The sequence below is a fragment of the Candidatus Pantoea communis genome (assembly GCF_011752685.1).
GTDB lineage: Bacteria > Pseudomonadota > Gammaproteobacteria > Enterobacterales > Enterobacteriaceae > Pantoea > Pantoea communis.
The window spans coordinates 510,741-527,750 of the sequence record NZ_VWXC01000001.1; the positions used below are offsets into that span (position 1 = coordinate 510,741).

The following is a 17,010-nucleotide window of genomic DNA, read 5'->3' on the forward strand; positions in this document are numbered from 1 at the left end:
CTTATGCGTACGGCAGGCAGGCAACAACCAGACCCAGATCGCCTTTAGACACCATGCCTTTCGGACGCAGGTGACGTTTACGCTTGGTAGACTTCTTAGTCAGAATATGACGCAGGTTCGCGTGCTTACGCTTGAAGCCGCCAGAAGCGGTCTTCTTGAAGCGCTTAGCCGCGCCACGGACAGTTTTAATCTTTGGCATTTTTACAAATATCCACTTCGCATTGTTAATAAAATGAATCAGACAGGCGAATAAGATTCCGCACAGCGCGAACGCTGCGCGGAATTATTACTTGAAGGCCTACTGTTTCTTCTTCGGTGCGAGCACCATGATCATCTGGCGGCCTTCGATCTTAGTCGGGAAGGACTCGACAATGGCCAGATCCAGATCTTCACACAGGTCTTTACGGACGCGGTTAAGCACTTCCATACCGATCTGCTGGTGCGCCATTTCACGACCACGGAAACGTAGCGTGATTTTGGCTTTATCGCCCTCTTCCAGAAAGCGAATCAGGTTGCGTAGTTTGACCTGATAGTCGCCATCATCGGTACCAGGACGGAATTTAATTTCCTTAACCTGGATAACTTTCTGCTTCTTCTTCTGTTCCTTAGAAGACTTACTCTTTTCATAAAGGAACTTGCCGTAATCCATAATACGGCAAACCGGCGGTTCGGCGTTCGGGCTGATTTCAACTAAATCTACGCCAGCTTCTTCGGCTTTCTCAATTGCTTCGCGCAATGTCACAATGCCAAGTTGCTCGCCGTCTACGCCAGTTAAGCGCACTTCGGTAGCACGGATTTCGCCGTTGATACGGTTCGGACGCGTCGGTTGTACTCGTTTTCCGCCTTTAATAACCTTATTCCTCTAATTGGTGAAGATGTCGGCTGCGAATCTCTTGTTGCAGCTTCTCAACAAACACATCTACGTCCATGCTCCCGAGGTCTTTACCACGGCGGGTGCGCACGGCAACTTTGCCTGCTTCCACCTCTTTCTCACCGCAAACCAGCATATAAGGGACGCGACGTAATGTGTGCTCGCGGATTTTAAAGCCTATCTTCTCGTTTCTCAAGTCTGCTTTGACACGAATGCCCGCTTTCTGCAATTTCTTTGTCAATTCACTGACATATTCTGCCTGACTGTCGGTAATATTCATCACCACAGCCTGCACGGGGGCCAGCCAGCTCGGGAAGAAGCCCGCGAACTCTTCGGTCAGGATGCCGATAAAGCGCTCCATTGAACCGAGAATCGCACGGTGAATCATTACCGGCGTCTGACGATCGTTGTTTTCGCCCACATAAGTGGCGTCCAAACGTTTTGGCAGGGAGAAGTCTAGCTGAACGGTGCCGCACTGCCATGCGCGGTCGAGGCAATCGTACAGGGTAAACTCAATTTTCGGGCCGTAGAAGGCACCCTCTCCTGGCTGATATTCGAACGGAATTTCGTTCTCCTTCAGCGCTTCTGCTAAATCCACTTCCGCACGGTCCCACATTTCATCGGTACCGATACGTTTCTCCGGACGGGTCGACAGTTTCACCACGATTTTTTCAAAACCGAAGGTGCTGTACATGTCGTACACCATACGAATACAGCTATTCACTTCATCACGAACCTGATCTTCGGTACAGAAGACGTGCGCATCATCCTGGGTAAAACCACGGACGCGCATCAGGCCGTGCAATGCGCCTGATGGCTCATTACGGTGGCAGCTACCAAATTCCGCCATACGCAGCGGCAGGTCACGGTAGGATTTCAGACCCTGATTAAAGATCTGAACGTGGCCAGGGCAGTTCATTGGCTTGATGCAATATTCACGGTTCTCTGAAGAGGTGGTGAACATCGCTTCTTTGTAGTTTTCCCAGTGGCCGGTTTTTTCCCACAGCACACGGTCCATCATAAACGGACCTTTCACTTCCTGGTAATCGTACTCTTTCAGCTTGGTACGGACGAACACTTCCAGTTCACGGAAGATGGTCCAACCGTCGTTGTGCCAGAACACCATACCTGGCGCTTCTTCCTGCATATGGTACAGGTCGAGCTGCTTACCGATTTTACGGTGATCGCGCTTCGCCGCTTCTTCCAAACGCTGCAGATAGGCAGCCAGCTGCTTCTTGTCGGCCCACGCTGTACCGTAAATACGCTGCAGCATTTTGTTGTCGCTGTTGCCGCGCCAGTAAGCACCGGAGATTTTCTGCAGTTTGAAGTGATGGCAGAAACGCATGTTCGGCACGTGCGGACCGCGGCACATGTCGATGTATTCTTCATGATGATACAAACCAGGTTGATCATCGTGGCTGATGTTTTCGTCAAGAATGGTGGTTTTGTAGCTTTCGCCACGCTCAGCAAACACATCACGTGCTTCCTGCCAGCTCACCTTTTTCTTCACCACATCGTAATTAGTCTCAGCTAACTGGTGCATACGCTTTTCCAGCAGCTCAAGATCTTCCTGCGTCAGGGTGTGTTCGAGATCGACGTCATAATAGAAGCCGTTATCGATCACCGGACCAATCGCCATTTTGGTATTCGGCCACAGTTGTTTAATCGCATGCCCTAACAGGTGCGCACAAGAGTGACGAATAATTTCCAGACCGGCTTCATCTTTGGCGGTGATAATTGCCACCTGAGCATCTTCGGTGATCGGATCAACCGCATCCACCAGCTCGCCATTTACACGACCGGCAATACAGGCTTTCGCCAGGCCCGGTCCGATATCCATCGCGATGTCCATCACGCTGACCGGACGGTCAAATACGCGCTGGCTGCCATCAGGAAGAGTAATTACTGGCATTTCATATCCTTAATTGCAGTGGTAAGCCACACGAAAGCCTACATGCAACATTGAGTTCTGTTTGAGTAACCCGGCGTAATGTCAGACCCACGTTGTCGGAATGACGCCAGGAATGTAAAGCGCCGGAGATAATAGCAGCTTTCTGCCGCGATCTAAACCCGCGAAAAATGCGCTAAGCCATCGACAGATAAAAAAAACCGCTGCGCGGCGCTGGCCGGCAACGGTTTTTTCATCACGGCTCGCTTACATCGCGTAAGAAAGCTGGATGGTGGTTTTGGTGTCGGTACGATCCGGCGCAGACTCTGGCGGATTATTATTCCAGGTCACGTTGTAAGCCAGCTTCAACGCGAAGTGTTCGTTGATGGCCACCTGCAAGCCGGTTTCGGAGTTCAGCGTTGTATCTTCACCGAAGCTGCTCAACACGGAAACACCCTGGATGAATTTGGTCGTGTCAGTCAGTTGCCACTGGTAGCTCACAGCACCGTATCCCAGCGCCTTGGTTTCGTGACCACCTTCATGGAAATCATCGTAACGTACACCGGGACCGAATTCAGCTCGCAGCGAGTGCACAGGACCGTTCAGCAACTGGCGACCATAACCGGCAGTCAGTACATCGCGCGAATCATAACCGTTGAAACGGTCGCTCAACCAGCTCGCCTGACCGAACAGATAGTCCGCGCTGTTCATATTGTAACGGGTACGACCACCGATGTTGTAAGTCTCTGAGGAACGCTCATCGTTGGATGAGTTGTTCGCGGCGTTGCCCCACAAGCTGTAAGCGGTGTTGGTCTGATACCACGTCATGTTGGTTGAGGCGCTCAATGATGAACTGGTGGTATTCCCTGTCTGTGCCAAATAACCGGCTGACGCGCTGCCTTCAAACGGTTTTTTTGCCGTTGAAGGGTCATCCATAGAGGTAAAAACGGTGTTATCAGCAAATGCCTGGTGACAAAATGCTCCAGCAGAGAGCAATAAAACAGCGGACAGCTTATTAAAGGCTTTCATTAAATGTGACCCGTACGGCAGTTTAAAAAAGAGTGAGTCTGAAGAGTTTTCCCAGCCAATCAATGCAATTTACGGTAAGTTTTGTAAAAAAGTATGAAGATGCCAGAAATGCCAGGTTCCGCGCTGGAACCGCATGGTTAATAGGAGCTTTCCCATTTCCGCTGCGCATTATAAGAGGCAATTAGCGAAATAGCAGCCCAATTGATACAAGAATTTTCTGAAGCCTGTTGACGCAGATTTACGCTCCCTTTTCCCACCTGAATTGCGCAGAATTCGCTCTATCCGCAGCGCTGGTCTACGCTGAAATCTGTTCCATTACAATGAGGTGAATGATGAGTGACCACGACCTGAAACGTTACATTGTCACGCTAAGCTACCCTGATGAGAGCTTAGGCGATCTGCAATCCCTTAACAGCGTGATGGTCAGCGGCGGTTACACCACGACCTTGCATGATGATGAAGGTCATTCGCATGAGTTGGGAACCAACAGTTTTGGCATCATCAGTGCATTGGAACAACATGAGATCGCAGAACACGCCGCCGGGCTGGCGGATGTTGCCCTGCATCGTAAAGCGGAGGTGAAGATCACCACGCTGTCCGAATTTCTACAGGCAAAACCCTGACGCGCCACAAATAATCGCCGCACCACTGGTTTTGCTGAAGTTTTGAGCGCTACAATCAAACTTACGCAGCGAATAAAGAGGATTACCCAATGTGGTCAGCCATTAGTCGTCTGTTAAGCGAACACGCCGGTGAAGCTGAAATCACTGAACGTTACGAACTCCCTGGTGGCGATGTGCATCCTGCCTGGCGCCTCCGCTACGGCGATCTCGACGTTTTCGTTAAATGTAATACGCGCGATATGCTCACTCTGTTTAGCTGGGAAGCGGACCAGCTGGGATTGCTGGCGCGGACACAGACGGTCCGGGTGCCGAAAGTATATGGCGTCGGGAATGACCGCGACAGCAGCTTCTTACTGTTGGAGTATATTCAGCCAGAGGCGCTGAACGAACAGAGCGCCTTCCAGCTTGGCCAGCAGTTGGCTCACCTCCATCAATGGAGCGAGCAACCGCAGTTTGGCCTCGATTACGATAACAACATCACCACCTCCCCCCAGCCCAACAGTTGGCTACGCCGCTGGTCGGTGTTCTTTGCTGAACAGCGTATTGGCTGGCAACTGCAACTGGCCGCTGAGAAAGGGGTGCAATACGGCAATACCGAATTGATCGTCGATTGCGTGCAACGCGCGTTGGCCAATCATCATCCTCAGCCTTCTCTACTACACGGCGATTTGTGGCCTGCTAACTGCGCGGATAGCAGCAGTGGGCCATGGCTGTTTGACCCCGCCTGCTATTGGGGCGACAGGGAGTGCGATCTCGCGATGTTGAATTACTACGTCGAATTGCCACGCCAGATTTACGAGGGATATCACTCGGTGTGGCCGCTGGCGGAAGGGTTTTCGCAACGACAGCCCGTGTATCAGCTTTACTATTTGCTCAACCGCGCCAACGTGTTTGCCGGTAACTGGACAAACGCGGCACAATTCGCGATTGACCAGTTGTTAAATGAAGATGCATTGGGACAACGTCAGGCCAGGCCGGCCTGACGCCTTACAGCATGCCCAGTAATTTCAGGACAAAATAACCCGCAATAGCAATCACAATTGGCAGGATATAGAGCGGGAAAATTTGCAGCAAAATAGTATGTCGCGGGACATGGATCTTCTCTTCCAGCTGAGCACGTGTGCGCCCTTCAGCTCCTTTGGCTTGTTCAAGAATCAACTGATCTTCAATACCTTCCTTGATGTGACGCGACTGACGCCACATGCGCGCGCCTGACGCCTGCAGCGCAATGCCGACGAAAATCAGGATGTAGATGACCCAGAAGCCAATATTGGCACCGCCATGAAACTCCGGTACCGGTGAGTTTTGCCAAAACAGGTTCAAAAACGGCGTATTGAACTTGATCATGTCGACCATGACATGGACAAAATCAAGCATCACTGCATCAATGCCCGGCTGCTTTTCACTGTGTTTAAACATGAAGCCGAGAATTGAGATAATGGTGGATAGCAGCGCCGGAATAAAAATTACCCAGCCAGCCACTCGCTTAAGGATGGCGATGCGGCCAGCCTGTTGGTAAGTCATGGTGTCTCCCTTCACATACAATAGTTTTGCCCTAAGTCTACCTGCACTGCGGCTTTTTTTCCTGAAAAATGCGTAACCTGCCGTGAGTCGGATTTCCCGGCTGCGCATGATAAGGTAGGGCAAATTTCAAACGGAGCTGTTGTATGTCTTATCGTCGCCCGGTGTTGGCCGCTATTTTTGATATGGACGGATTGCTGATCGACTCTGAACCCTTGTGGGATCAGGCAGAACTGGATGTGTTTGCGAGTCTGGGGGTGGATATTACCCGCCGCCATGAACTGCCCGATACGCTGGGTTTGCGCATCGATCAAACCGTCCGTATGTGGTTTGAAGCTTTGCCGTGGAACGGCCCGGATCAGGCGGAAGTGACGCAACGTATCATTGCCCGCGCGCTGGCATTGGTTGAGGAGACGCGTCCATTACTGCCCGGCGTTGAACAGGCATTGCAACTTTGCCAGCAGCAGGGATTAAAAATCGCTCTCGCTTCTGCGTCACCGCTGTTTATGCTGGAGCGCGTGCTGGAGATGTTCGACCTGCGCAAATACTTCGACGCCATTGCTTCAGCCGAAAGCCTGCCGTACAGCAAACCTCATCCACAGGTCTATCTGGATGCGGCGGCGAAGTTGGCGGTGGATCCGCTCAACTGTGTGACGCTGGAAGATTCGTTCAATGGCATGATCGCCACCAAAGCCGCGCGCATGCGTTCGATTGTGGTGCCAGCAGCCGAGTACGCGGATGATGCGCGTTGGGCTCTGGCCAATGTGAAGCTGGCGAGTTTGGCCGAGTTGAAAGCTGAGCATCTGTTCAATTAATTCTGATACACCTGTGCCGGGCCAGGACTCAGCCCCTCCATTCTCGTTGCCCATCTGTGGGCAACACTTTCCATTGTTCCTGACACCCACTACGGCAATAACTGCGCGTATTTGATCACTCACACAATTAAATAAAACAACGTTTCATTTTTATTGAATTCACATCCCATCCTGCCTAAGATGCCCAAAGACCCACTTCGGGACACTTCCTTCAACTTTGAGAGGTCTGAGATGGACGTTCGTCAAAGCATTCATACTGAGCATGCAAAAAATCTGGACACCGCCGGATTACGTCGCGAATTTTTGATCGAGAAAATTTTTGAGGCAGACCATTACACCCTCACTTACAGCCACATTGATCGCATCATCATTGGTGGTGTCATGCCAATCCAGCAGTCGGTGACGATCGGTGAAGAAGTCGGCAAACAACTGGGCGTGAGCTATTTTCTTGAACGCCGCGAACTGGGCGTGATCAACATTGGCGGACCGGGCTTGATTGACGTCGATGGCAAAACCTGGGAGGTGGGCCATCAGGAGGCGCTGTATGTTGGCCAGGGCGCCAAAAGCGTGGTTTTCCGCAGCAGCAACGCCAACCTTCCAGCGAAGTTTTACTACAACAGCGCACCCGCACATACCCGTTATCCGGATAAAAAGATCACCCTGCAGGATGCAGTCAAAGCCACGTTAGGGGATGCCGCGACCTCAAACCGTCGCACCATTAATAAATTTATCGTGCCGGATGTGTTACCCACCTGCCAGCTCACCATGGGACTCACGCGTCTTGATGACGGCAATCTCTGGAACACCATGCCGTGCCACACCCACGAACGTCGTATGGAAGTGTACTTTTACTTTGATATGGCGGATGACAGCGCCGTTTTCCACATGATGGGCCAGCCGCAGGAAACGCGCCATTTGCTGGTGCACAACGAGCAGGCGGTGATCTCACCAAGCTGGTCAATTCATGCCGGAGTAGGCACACAGCGCTATACCTTTATCTGGGGCATGGTGGGCGAAAATCAGGTGTTCGATGACATGGACCACGTCAGCATCAGCGCGCTGCGCTAACAGGAGCGAAAGATGATCCTTAACGCATTTAATCTTGAAGGCAAAATTGCGCTGGTCACCGGCTGTAATACCGGTTTAGGTCAGGGGATGGCCTTAGGGTTGGCGCAAGCCGGCTGTGACATCATCGGCGTTAATCGAGCCGGTCCTGCCGATACGCAGTCTAAAGTTGAAGCCCTGGGGCGCCGCTTTTGGTCGATTCAGGCCGATTTGACTCAGCCGAAAGGGGTGCCGCAAATTGTTGAGCAAGCCGTGGCTCAGGCCGGACGTATCGATATTCTGGTGAATAACGCGGGCATCATCCGCCGTGAAGATGCACTTAACTTCAGCGAGCAGGATTGGGATGATGTGATGAACATCAACAGCAAAAGCCTATTCTTCCTTTCTCAGCAGGTGGCGCGTCAGTTTATCGCTCAGGGCAAAGGCGGCAAGATTATCAATATCGCCTCAATGCTCTCCTTCCAGGGCGGTATTCGCGTGCCTTCTTATACTGCGTCGAAAAGTGCGGTGATGGGCTTAACGCGTCTGATGGCCAATGAGTGGGCGAAACACGGCATTAACGTGAATGCCATCGCTCCAGGCTATATGGCAACCAATAACACCGAACAACTGCGTAATGACGAATCACGCAACGAAGAGATCCTCGGGCGCATCCCTGCCGGACGCTGGGGTATTCCGGATGACATGATGGGTCCGATCGTGTTTCTGGCTTCTGACGCTGCAGATTATGTGCACGGCTACACCCTGGCCGTCGATGGTGGATGGTTAGCACGCTAACCTGTTCTTTTCCCGCGTCATTATGACGCGGGAAAGCGAAAAATATTAACGCTTCGTTACAGCGTCACCGTTCTATTTCACTGGATAAATCCCTATACTGGATGCATCGACAGTTTTTGCAGCCAGGTTTCATCATGACGGCCGAAGGCCATATCATTTTTGCCATTGCCAGCGCGATTTTTGCTAAGCGTGCGGAGCTGACGCCAGTGATGGCCAGCGCCGACTGGTGGCATCTCGTGCCTGCTGCACTGCTGACCTGTCTGCTGCCTGATATTGACCATCCTAAATCTGTGTTAGGCCAGCGCCTGAAATGGATCTCACAACCCATTGCGCGCGCCTTTGGTCATCGTGGATTTACCCACAGTTTGCTGGCGGTAGCGATCAGCCTGTGGCTATTCCAGATTAACGTTCCGGCGGACTGGTTCCTGCCTGCTGATGTCTTACAGGGGATGACGCTGGGTTATCTCAGTCACATCGTCGCCGACATGTTGACCCCCGCAGGCGTCCCCTTGCTGTGGCCGTGCCGCTGGCGTTTCCGTTTGCCGCTGCTCAATAGCCAGAAAGGCAATCAACTGGAGCGCGCACTTTGCCTCGCATTGGTCGGATATGCATTGTGGTTTCCCGCAGGTATGCCCTCTTTTGGTGCCAACGGTTGGCCCGAGCAACTGTTTAATACGCTGCAAAATGGTGTCGGTCGGCTAGTTAATGGCCAAGGCGGTCAATAACCAGGCAAATCAATCAATAAAGTTATAAACCATTCCTTTTGAGTATAAGCCTGCACTTTCCTGAACTGGTAACATTCCTGACATTCCCTGACGGGAACTTACTGTTTTCCGTGCCAGCCAAACGTGCTGCGCGGCACACCTCTGGAGTCGAGTATGGATTTTCCCCTCATTATTAATATCATCGCCTTCGTTGCGTTGCTGATTCTTTTGAATCGTATTGGCAACCAAAGCTGGAGCTTGTCGAAACGCGTGCTGACTGGCTTAGTGATTGGCGTGCTGTTCGGTCTGGCGCTGCAAACCATTTATGGCGAAAACAGCCCGGTGGTGAAGGATTCAATTAGCTGGTTCAACATTGTCGGCAACGGTTATGTCCAGTTGCTGCAGATGATTGTGATGCCGCTGGTGTTTGCGTCAATCCTGAGCGCGGTAGCGCGTCTGCATAACGCCTCTTCACTCGGCAAGATCAGCGTGCTGACCATTGGCGTATTGCTGTTCACCACCGCGATCTCCGCGCTGGTGGGTGTGATGGTCACCGGGCTGTTTGGCCTGAGCGCAGAAGGTCTGGTGCAGGGTGCGCAGGAAACCGCACGTCTGAGCGCGATCCAGAGCAACTATGTAGGCAAGGTTGCCGATCTCAGCACGCCGCAGCTGCTGCTCTCCTTTATCCCGAAAAATCCGTTTGCCGATATGGCGGGTGCTAACCCCACCTCGATCATCAGCGTGGTGATCTTCGCTGCCTTCCTCGGCGTGGCTGCATTGCAGTTGCTGAAGGATGACAAAGTCAAAGGCGAGCGCGTACTGGTGGCAATTGATACGCTGCAGTCCTGGGTGATGAAACTGGTGCGTTTGATCATGAAGCTGACGCCGTACGGTGTGCTGGCGCTGATGACCAAAGTGGTGGCGGGCTCTAACCTGCAGGACATCATCAAGCTGGGTGGTTTTGTGGTGGCCTCTTATCTCGGTCTGGCGATCATGTTTGGCGTGCACGCCCTGCTGCTGTCAGTGAACGGCATCAACCCGATGCGCTTCTTCCGCAAAGTATGGCCGGTGATCACCTTCGCTTTCACCAGCCGTTCCAGTGCGGCCAGCATTCCGCTGAACGTCGAAACGCAGACGCGCCGTCTTGGTGTGCCCGAATCGATTGCCAGCTTCTCGGCTTCCTTCGGTGCCACCATTGGTCAGAACGGTTGCGCCGGTTTGTACCCGACCATGCTGGCGGTGATGGTTGCGCCAACGGTCGGCATCAACCCGTTTGATCCGATGTGGATTGCTACGCTGGTCGGTATCGTTACGCTGAGCTCAGCCGGTGTTGCCGGTGTAGGCGGCGGTGCCACCTTCGCCGCGCTGATTGTGCTGCCTGCGATGGGCTTACCGGTGACCCTGGTTGCGCTGCTGATTTCCATTGAGCCGCTGATCGACATGGGCCGTACCGCATTGAACGTCAATGGTTCGATGACGGCCGGTTCACTCACCAGCCGCTGGCTCGGTTTGACCGATAAAAAAGTGCTGGAAAGCGACGAGCACGCTGAACTGGCGCATCGCTAATTCCAACGCAGCAGAACAACGGCAGGCCTCATCGCCTGCCGTTTTTTTATGGCTGAAACTCCGCAATTCCCCCCGATCGTGGCGCTAGCGTCAGGAAAGCGTTAAGCATGGTAAACAGACGAAAAATCAGCCACTTTTCACTTGAGTTTTGTCGTCAGAAGGCTAATTCTGCTATCAGTCATAGCAGGAGAATCACCGATGAAAAACGTTATCGCCTCGGTGCTGGCGTTAACCTTATTAACGCCCGCCATTAGTTTTGCCCACCCTTACGGCTGGGGCCCCGGCCCAGGTCCACATTGGGGTGGTGGCCCACGTTGGGGCGGTCCTGGTCCGCTGCGCTTCTTACCTGAGGCGGCGACAGCGGTGCTGATAGGCGGTCTCACTTATTACATGCTGAATGGCAACTACTACCAGCGTCAGGGTGATACCTACGTGGTGGTTCAGGCGCCTGAAGCGCCGCCAGAAGGCGGGATGCGCGTACTCGATTTCAACGGGAAACGCTATTACGTGCAGGAAGGCCACTACTATCAGCGTGAGATGGGCGGCAATTATGTTGAAGTGCCACGCCCTTACGGACTGTAAGCGTTAAACGAAAAAAGGCCCGTCATTGACGGGCCTTTTTGCATTCGGCAAGAATTACTGAGCAGCTTGCGGATCGGTATCGTAGTCTTTACAGCTCTGGAAACCGTAGTTCATGACACGGCCCACATCGTTGTAACTGACAAAGTAGGTCTGTGCTTTACCATCACGCTCGCCGAGTATATAGGTCTGGCAAGTACCACGGGCGTGTACCATGGTGATTTCAGTTGATGGCGCACCCGCAATCTGGCGAACCTGATCGCGTGTCATTCCTTTTTTCACATCCTTAACCACCGGCTTAGTCACATAGCTTTCTGCTTTGTCATAAGTCGTACAACCAGACAGGGCTACCAGCGTCACAGCGGCAGCGATACATCCCAGCACTTTATTCATCTTTATATTCCTCATTCTTTGTCCATGTCACACTAAGCCTGGAACATAAATCCAGATTTATCAACTCAATGGCTTCGCTTTAAGCCCATTCTGAAGCGTTAGTTTTTCGTAAAGTTGCTGTGTTGCCGCTTCGCGCTTCGTATAATCCCCCGGAAAAAAAATCTCAAGACATCAAGAAAACAGAGGATCAATGACACCTGCACACTCTAATCGGTTGGTTTACGCCATTACGCTGGGCCTGCTTGCGGCACTCGGGCCGCTCTGCATCGACCTGTACTTGCCTGCCTTACCTGAACTGGCGCGCGATCTGCACACCGAAACCGCCACCGCGCAGTTAAGTTTAACTGCAGGTTTGCTGGGCCTCGGCGCAGGACAATTGCTGTTTGGGCCGATGAGCGACAAATTTGGCCGTATTCGCCCCCTGATGCTGTCACTGGTGTTGTTATTTATCGCTTCAATTGGCTGCGCGCTGGCAAAAGACATTCACTCGCTGCTGGTGGCTCGCTTGTTTGAAGGCCTGGCGGGCGCTGGCGGTGCGGTATTGTCACGCGCCATCGCACGCGATATGTACAGCGGCCATGAACTGACGCGTTTCTTTGCCCTACTGATGCTGGTGAATGGTCTGGCGCCGATTGGTGCGCCGGTACTCGGCGGCGTGTTAATGACGGTGCTGAACTGGCGCGGCATTTTTGTGGTGCTCGGTTGTATCGCCGTACTGCTGGTCTTCCTTGCGCGCTGGAAACTGCACGAAACGCTGCCCGCCGAACGTCGCAGTCAGGGCTCGATCTTTTCAGCCTGGGCAGCACTCGGCCAGGTGATCACTCATCGTCCCTTCATGGGCTTCTGCCTGACGCAGGGCTTTATGATGTCCGGCATGTTTGCCTACATTGGCGCTTCCCCGTTTGTATTACAGCAAATCTATGGCCTGTCGCCGCAGGCGTTTAGCTTCTGCTTCGCCGCCAATGGCTTCGGCCTGATTATTGCATCTCAAACCAGTGCACGCTTGTGCCCGCTGTGGGGTGAATATCGCGTGCTGAAAGGTGGACTGACGCTGGCGTTCGTGGCGTCAGGTTGCTTGCTATTAGCTGGCCTGACCGGTGCACCATTGCCAATCATTCTGCTGGCACTGTTCTTCACCATCGCCAGTAACGGTGTGATTGCCACTACGGCTTCGTCATTGGCGATGCAAAGTCAGGGACACCGTGCAGGCAGCGCCTCGGCGGTGATTGGCGTCACCATGTTCACCTTAGGTGCCATTAGCGTGCCCGTCACCGGTTTGGGCGGCACCTCAGTATTGAGCATGACGGGCACTATCTTTGGCTGCTTTATGCTGGCAATTTTGATGTTCATCCTGTTGGCGCAAAAACCGAAAAGCGCCTGAAAAGCCTGCAAATAAGTGCGACAACAAGCCATGCGGCTTGTTGTTTGCCAGCGGAGGCGTTAGCTTTAGCAGATGATTCGTATTGTGCCGTCAGGCTACTGACTTGAGGAGAGGTTCATGTCACTGCAGCAGGAAATCATTGAAGCGTTGGGTGTTAAACCCGTTATCGATCCGCAACAGGAAGTCCGCGTCAGCGTCGATTTTCTGAAATCCTACCTGAAAGCCAATCCATTCCTGAAAACCCTGGTGCTCGGCATCAGCGGCGGACAGGACTCTACGCTAACCGGCATTCTGTCACAAACCGCCATTCGCGAGTTACGTGAAGAGACCGGCGACAAAGATTACACCTTTATTGCGGTACGTCTGCCGTATGGCGTGCAGGCCGATGAGCAGGATTGTCAGGATGCGCTGGCGTTTATCCAGCCGGATCGCACCTTGGTCGTGAATATCAAGGAAGCGATTCTCGCCAGCGAGCGCGCGTTGAAAGAGGCGGGCATCGTGGTTTCCGATTTCGTGCGCGGCAACGAAAAAGCGCGTGAGCGTATGAAGGCACAATACAGCATCGCCGGCATGACCAAAGGCGTGGTGGTGGGCACCGACCATGCGGCCGAAGCCGTGACCGGTTTCTTCACCAAATACGGTGACGGCGGCAGCGATATCAACCCGATTTTCCGCCTGCACAAAGGTCAGGGAAAACAGCTGTTAAAAACCCTCGGCTGCCCGGAACACTTGTATCTGAAGCATCCTACTGCCGATCTGGAAGACGATCGTCCTGGCTTGCAGGACGAAGTGGCACTCGGCGTCACCTATCAACAGATTGACGCTTATCTGGAAGGCAAAACCATCGATGCCGCCGCCGCGAAGATCATTGAAGGCTGGTATCTGAAAACCGAACACAAACGTCGTCCGCCGATCACCGTGTTCGACGACTTCTGGAAAAAGTAACCGCTCTACGTTTCCCGCCGCTGTCGCGGGAAACGCCCTCCTCCTGCCGCTGACTGGCGAGAAAAGCATCACGCTGATATACTGGACAGACAACCAGTAATCGGAGTGTGTTTTGGTCAGACGTGCAGCCAGCCACCGCCTCGAATTTGATGCGGCCGCGATTTATCAATATCCCGAACATTTACGCCAATGGCTGGAAGGTTTGCCCAATCAGCCTGGCGTTTACACCTTTCACGGTGACAGCGCTAACCTGCCGTTATATATCGGCAAAAGCGTCAACCTGCGCAGTCGGGTGATGTCGCATTTTCGCACCCCGGACGAAGCCAACATGTTGCGCCAGGCGAGACGCGTCACCTGGATCCCTACCGCGGGCGATCTTGGCGCGCAACTGCTGGAAGCGCAGATGATCAAAACCCAACAGCCGCTGTTTAATAAGCGCCTGCGCAAAAATCGTCAGCTGTGTTCATTGCAGCTTGGCGATGGCCCTCCGCAGGTGGTGTACGCCAAAGATCTCGACTTCTCGTGCTCACCGAATCTCTACGGCTTATTTCGCAGTCGCTTTGCGGCCATGGAAAAACTCAAGACGATCGCCGATGAACAGCGCCTGTGCCATGGATTGTTGGGGTTGGAGCGTTTAACGCCGGGACGTGGCTGTTTTCGCGCCGCACTAAAACGCTGCGCTGGGGCGTGTTGCGGCAACGAATCCATTGAAGCCCATCAGCAACGGTTGCATGAGGCATTGGAACAGATGCGCGTGGTGTGCTGGCCGTGGCAAGGCCCGATTGGCATGGTGGAAGTGGGCACGGAGATGACGCAGATTCACGTCATCGATCACTGGTTCTGGCTCGGTTCGGTCGCTACCGAAGCAGAGGCCCGCCAACTGCAGCGCGCACGCCAGGGTTTTGATCATGACGGCTATAAAATTTTGTGCCGCCCGCTACTGTCCGGGGTTTTCCCGCTGATTGAACTCTAAAACAAAACCGCCGACGCTGCCCAAAGCATCAGATGCAGTGGACAACGTCGGCGGTCTCAAACCGATTAGCTAAACGGCTTATTCACCATCAGCCGGCGGTGGCGGCATTTTACCGTCATGCGGGCCTTTCTCTGTCAGACGTTTCTCAAAGTTGGCGTTGTACTGTTTTTTCTGCTCAGGCGTCAGCACGTTGTAAATCTTGTTCTGTGTTTCCATCATGCTCACCGCACGATCTTTCGCGTTGGCGGTCATTTTCTCAGCCTGCGCTTCGGCTTTCGCTTTATCGAAAGTATCTGAAGCGATGATGCTGTGGTTGGCACGACGCTCTTCCAGAGATGGACGTTTCATCTCTTTATGGCTGTCACGCATGATGGTCTTGATCTGCGCTTTCTGCGCATCCGTTAAATTCAGGCCTTTGAACATCATCTCCATACCGTGATGATGCATTGGCGGCTTGTGCATCGGTTTTTCGCTACCTGCTGGCGGTGGTGTCAGATTGTCCGCTGCAGCGTGGACGATGTTGGCAGCACCAAGAGCCATTGCAGTAGCCAGGAACAGGGAAGTGAGTTTACGCATAATATTTGTCCTTACTATTCAGTTTCATGACGACAAGGTGTGTCGCGTCTTCGGAAACAAGCATACGACGCCAAACGTCAACTACTCAGAGTCTGAGTAAAGCCCTGAAAGCATAAAAGACAGTAATCAGGCAATCATGGAGAGAAAGAGAAGAAATACGTGAGGAATTGCAAAAGAGTATGACAATCAAAGGGAAATGCGCAGGAATTAAGGAGGAGTGTAACGGTATTGTCGGATTTGCGGAAGGGAAAAATGGGTGAATTTTCTTCACCCACCTTATTTATAACGTCAGTGCCTGCGTTTGCTCGTTTTCTTCCACCAGCATCAAGCCAGCACGCAGTCCTGCGGCAACATTTGGGTTGGGAAACAGCACATATTCGCGCGCCTGCTGCACGTAGTAGCGCGTCTCCCCCTCTTCTGCCAGCAACGTGCCTTGCGGGAAGGCAGTGAAATTCAGGGTCTCTGGCCCCATGTGCAGCACAAACGCGTCACCGTGGCGGGTAATCTGCTGCGCCACGCGATAGTGGCGGGGTTGTTCCCGCACCTCTGGCAGTGGCTCACCGTACAACAATGCTGCCAGCGCCAGCTGCACGGCCGCAAACTGGCTGAGATCATTTTCACCAAACGGCAGCGCTTTACCCAGCTCCAGCGTGCAGCTGGCCGCATCGTGATGTTCACAGCTGTAATGGGTAAAGGTGCCGCCTGGAGAACGATGAAACACCAGCGCTTCCAGCTCAGCCGCCGCCAGCCAGTGCAGGAAGTCCTGCGGCCACGGCTGAGGATTCAGCGGCATCACGCCGAAACGCGCATGGTATGAGCCGCGAATCGCGGTATGCAGATCGAGATGCCAGCGCACTTCATGATCGCGACACTCGCGCCAGAACTGTTCCAGCGCCTGCTCCAGCCGCAGCGTGCGTTGAGCTTCAGGCAAATCGGAGACCTTCTGCCAGCGCCCTCCGAACAAACGGTTAATGTCATATTGCTGATAGCGCTTGCCGCTACGTAGCGCATCGGGATTGCCCAATATCACCAGCAAGCGCACCGCTAACGGTTGTTCTCCGCGTAGCAGTGGCGTCAGCAACAGGTTAAGAATCTCAACCGGGGCCGTTTCGTTGCCGTGCACGCCCGCTGACAGCACCAGCGCCTGATGCGTCGGTGCATGGGGGGTCAGGGATAGAATGCCCTCATCATGCCACTGCCACTGTAAATGGGCATTGCTGCCCTGCCGCTGCTGCGGCGGCTTACCTGACAGGGTTTGTTGTAGAAAATCCTGCATGTACACTCCTTTTCAACTCAGAAGCTTC

General features: G+C 53.2%; 19 protein-coding genes. 11 read left to right on the forward strand and 8 right to left on the reverse strand.

Annotated elements, in window-relative coordinates:
* Position 1: 1 nt before the first annotated feature.
* The 4 genes from rpmI to F3J37_RS02675 form a co-directional block, all read right to left on the reverse strand.
* Positions 2–199 (reverse strand): 50S ribosomal protein L35, encoded by a 198-nt coding sequence (gene rpmI, locus F3J37_RS02660; RefSeq protein WP_006118955.1) that lies wholly within the window; start codon positions 197–199, stop codon positions 2–4.
* A gap of 99 nt (positions 200–298) precedes the next feature.
* Positions 299–850: a translation initiation factor IF-3 gene (gene infC / locus F3J37_RS02665; RefSeq protein ID WP_034821726.1), complete on the reverse strand. Its 552-nt coding sequence runs from the start codon at positions 848–850 to the stop codon at positions 299–301.
* Between the two features lie 4 nt (positions 851–854).
* The gene (gene thrS, locus F3J37_RS02670) at positions 855–2,783 is read right to left on the reverse strand and encodes a threonine--tRNA ligase (protein WP_166931647.1); all 1,929 of its coding nucleotides are present in this window, start codon (positions 2,781–2,783) and stop codon (positions 855–857) included.
* 243 nt (positions 2,784–3,026) lie between these two features.
* Positions 3,027–3,788: a DUF481 domain-containing protein gene (locus tag F3J37_RS02675; protein WP_034821732.1), complete on the reverse strand. Its 762-nt coding sequence runs from the start codon at positions 3,786–3,788 to the stop codon at positions 3,027–3,029.
* 332 nt (positions 3,789–4,120) lie between these two features.
* Between F3J37_RS02675 and ghoS the strand changes: the two genes are divergently transcribed.
* On the forward strand, positions 4,121–4,411 hold the full coding sequence (gene ghoS, locus F3J37_RS02680; RefSeq protein ID WP_166931649.1) for a type V toxin-antitoxin system endoribonuclease antitoxin GhoS: 291 nt from the start codon (positions 4,121–4,123) through the stop codon (positions 4,409–4,411).
* Positions 4,412–4,500: 89 nt separating this feature from the next.
* On the forward strand, positions 4,501–5,394 hold the full coding sequence (locus F3J37_RS02685; protein ID WP_097119259.1) for a fructosamine kinase family protein: 894 nt from the start codon (positions 4,501–4,503) through the stop codon (positions 5,392–5,394).
* A 4-nt stretch (positions 5,395–5,398) separates the two neighbouring features.
* On the opposite strand, the gene F3J37_RS02690 is transcribed toward F3J37_RS02685, so the two are convergent.
* Positions 5,399–5,935 (reverse strand): YniB family protein, encoded by a 537-nt coding sequence (locus tag F3J37_RS02690; RefSeq protein WP_034821741.1) that lies wholly within the window; start codon positions 5,933–5,935, stop codon positions 5,399–5,401.
* A 143-nt stretch (positions 5,936–6,078) separates the two neighbouring features.
* Between F3J37_RS02690 and hxpB the strand changes: the two genes are divergently transcribed.
* The 6 genes from hxpB to F3J37_RS02720 all read left to right on the forward strand — a co-directional run bounded on the left by hxpB (position 6,079) and on the right by F3J37_RS02720 (position 11,441).
* Entirely contained in the window at positions 6,079–6,747 is a 669-nt protein-coding gene (gene hxpB / locus F3J37_RS02695) for a hexitol phosphatase HxpB (RefSeq protein WP_166931652.1), read from the forward strand.
* A 231-nt stretch (positions 6,748–6,978) separates the two neighbouring features.
* Complete coding sequence (kduI, locus tag F3J37_RS02700; RefSeq protein ID WP_034821747.1) at positions 6,979–7,815, forward strand: 5-dehydro-4-deoxy-D-glucuronate isomerase; 837 nt, start codon at positions 6,979–6,981, stop codon at positions 7,813–7,815.
* Between the two features lie 12 nt (positions 7,816–7,827).
* On the forward strand, positions 7,828–8,589 hold the full coding sequence (kduD, locus tag F3J37_RS02705; RefSeq protein WP_166931655.1) for a 2-dehydro-3-deoxy-D-gluconate 5-dehydrogenase KduD: 762 nt from the start codon (positions 7,828–7,830) through the stop codon (positions 8,587–8,589).
* A gap of 134 nt (positions 8,590–8,723) precedes the next feature.
* Positions 8,724–9,314, forward strand: coding sequence for a metal-dependent hydrolase (locus F3J37_RS02710; protein WP_166931658.1), 591 nt, complete (start codon positions 8,724–8,726; stop codon positions 9,312–9,314).
* A 153-nt stretch (positions 9,315–9,467) separates the two neighbouring features.
* Positions 9,468–10,859 (forward strand): L-cystine transporter, encoded by a 1,392-nt coding sequence (locus tag F3J37_RS02715; RefSeq protein ID WP_038647354.1) that lies wholly within the window; start codon positions 9,468–9,470, stop codon positions 10,857–10,859.
* 198 nt (positions 10,860–11,057) lie between these two features.
* The gene (locus F3J37_RS02720; protein WP_034821757.1) at positions 11,058–11,441 is read left to right on the forward strand and encodes a DUF6515 family protein; all 384 of its coding nucleotides are present in this window, start codon (positions 11,058–11,060) and stop codon (positions 11,439–11,441) included.
* Between the two features lie 54 nt (positions 11,442–11,495).
* On the opposite strand, the gene osmE is transcribed toward F3J37_RS02720, so the two are convergent.
* Complete coding sequence (gene osmE / locus F3J37_RS02725) at positions 11,496–11,831, reverse strand: osmotically-inducible lipoprotein OsmE (protein WP_166931661.1); 336 nt, start codon at positions 11,829–11,831, stop codon at positions 11,496–11,498.
* Between the two features lie 190 nt (positions 11,832–12,021).
* Here osmE and F3J37_RS02730 point away from each other — a divergent pair, with 190 nt between their 5' ends.
* The 3 genes from F3J37_RS02730 to cho all read left to right on the forward strand — a co-directional run bounded on the left by F3J37_RS02730 (position 12,022) and on the right by cho (position 15,130).
* Positions 12,022–13,212: a multidrug effflux MFS transporter gene (locus F3J37_RS02730; protein ID WP_166931664.1), complete on the forward strand. Its 1,191-nt coding sequence runs from the start codon at positions 12,022–12,024 to the stop codon at positions 13,210–13,212.
* Between the two features lie 117 nt (positions 13,213–13,329).
* Positions 13,330–14,157, forward strand: a complete 828-nt coding sequence (nadE, locus tag F3J37_RS02735) for an NAD(+) synthase (RefSeq protein WP_058959728.1) — start codon at positions 13,330–13,332, stop codon at positions 14,155–14,157.
* 112 nt (positions 14,158–14,269) lie between these two features.
* Entirely contained in the window at positions 14,270–15,130 is an 861-nt protein-coding gene (cho, locus tag F3J37_RS02740) for an excinuclease Cho (protein WP_166931667.1), read from the forward strand.
* Between the two features lie 78 nt (positions 15,131–15,208).
* Here the strand turns inward: cho and spy are convergent, their stop codons facing one another.
* Both spy and astE read right to left on the reverse strand, forming a co-directional pair.
* Complete coding sequence (gene spy / locus F3J37_RS02745; RefSeq protein ID WP_034821771.1) at positions 15,209–15,706, reverse strand: ATP-independent periplasmic protein-refolding chaperone Spy; 498 nt, start codon at positions 15,704–15,706, stop codon at positions 15,209–15,211.
* 280 nt (positions 15,707–15,986) lie between these two features.
* Positions 15,987–16,982, reverse strand: coding sequence for a succinylglutamate desuccinylase (gene astE / locus F3J37_RS02750; RefSeq protein ID WP_166931670.1), 996 nt, complete (start codon positions 16,980–16,982; stop codon positions 15,987–15,989).
* Positions 16,983–17,010: the final 28 nt, after the last annotated feature.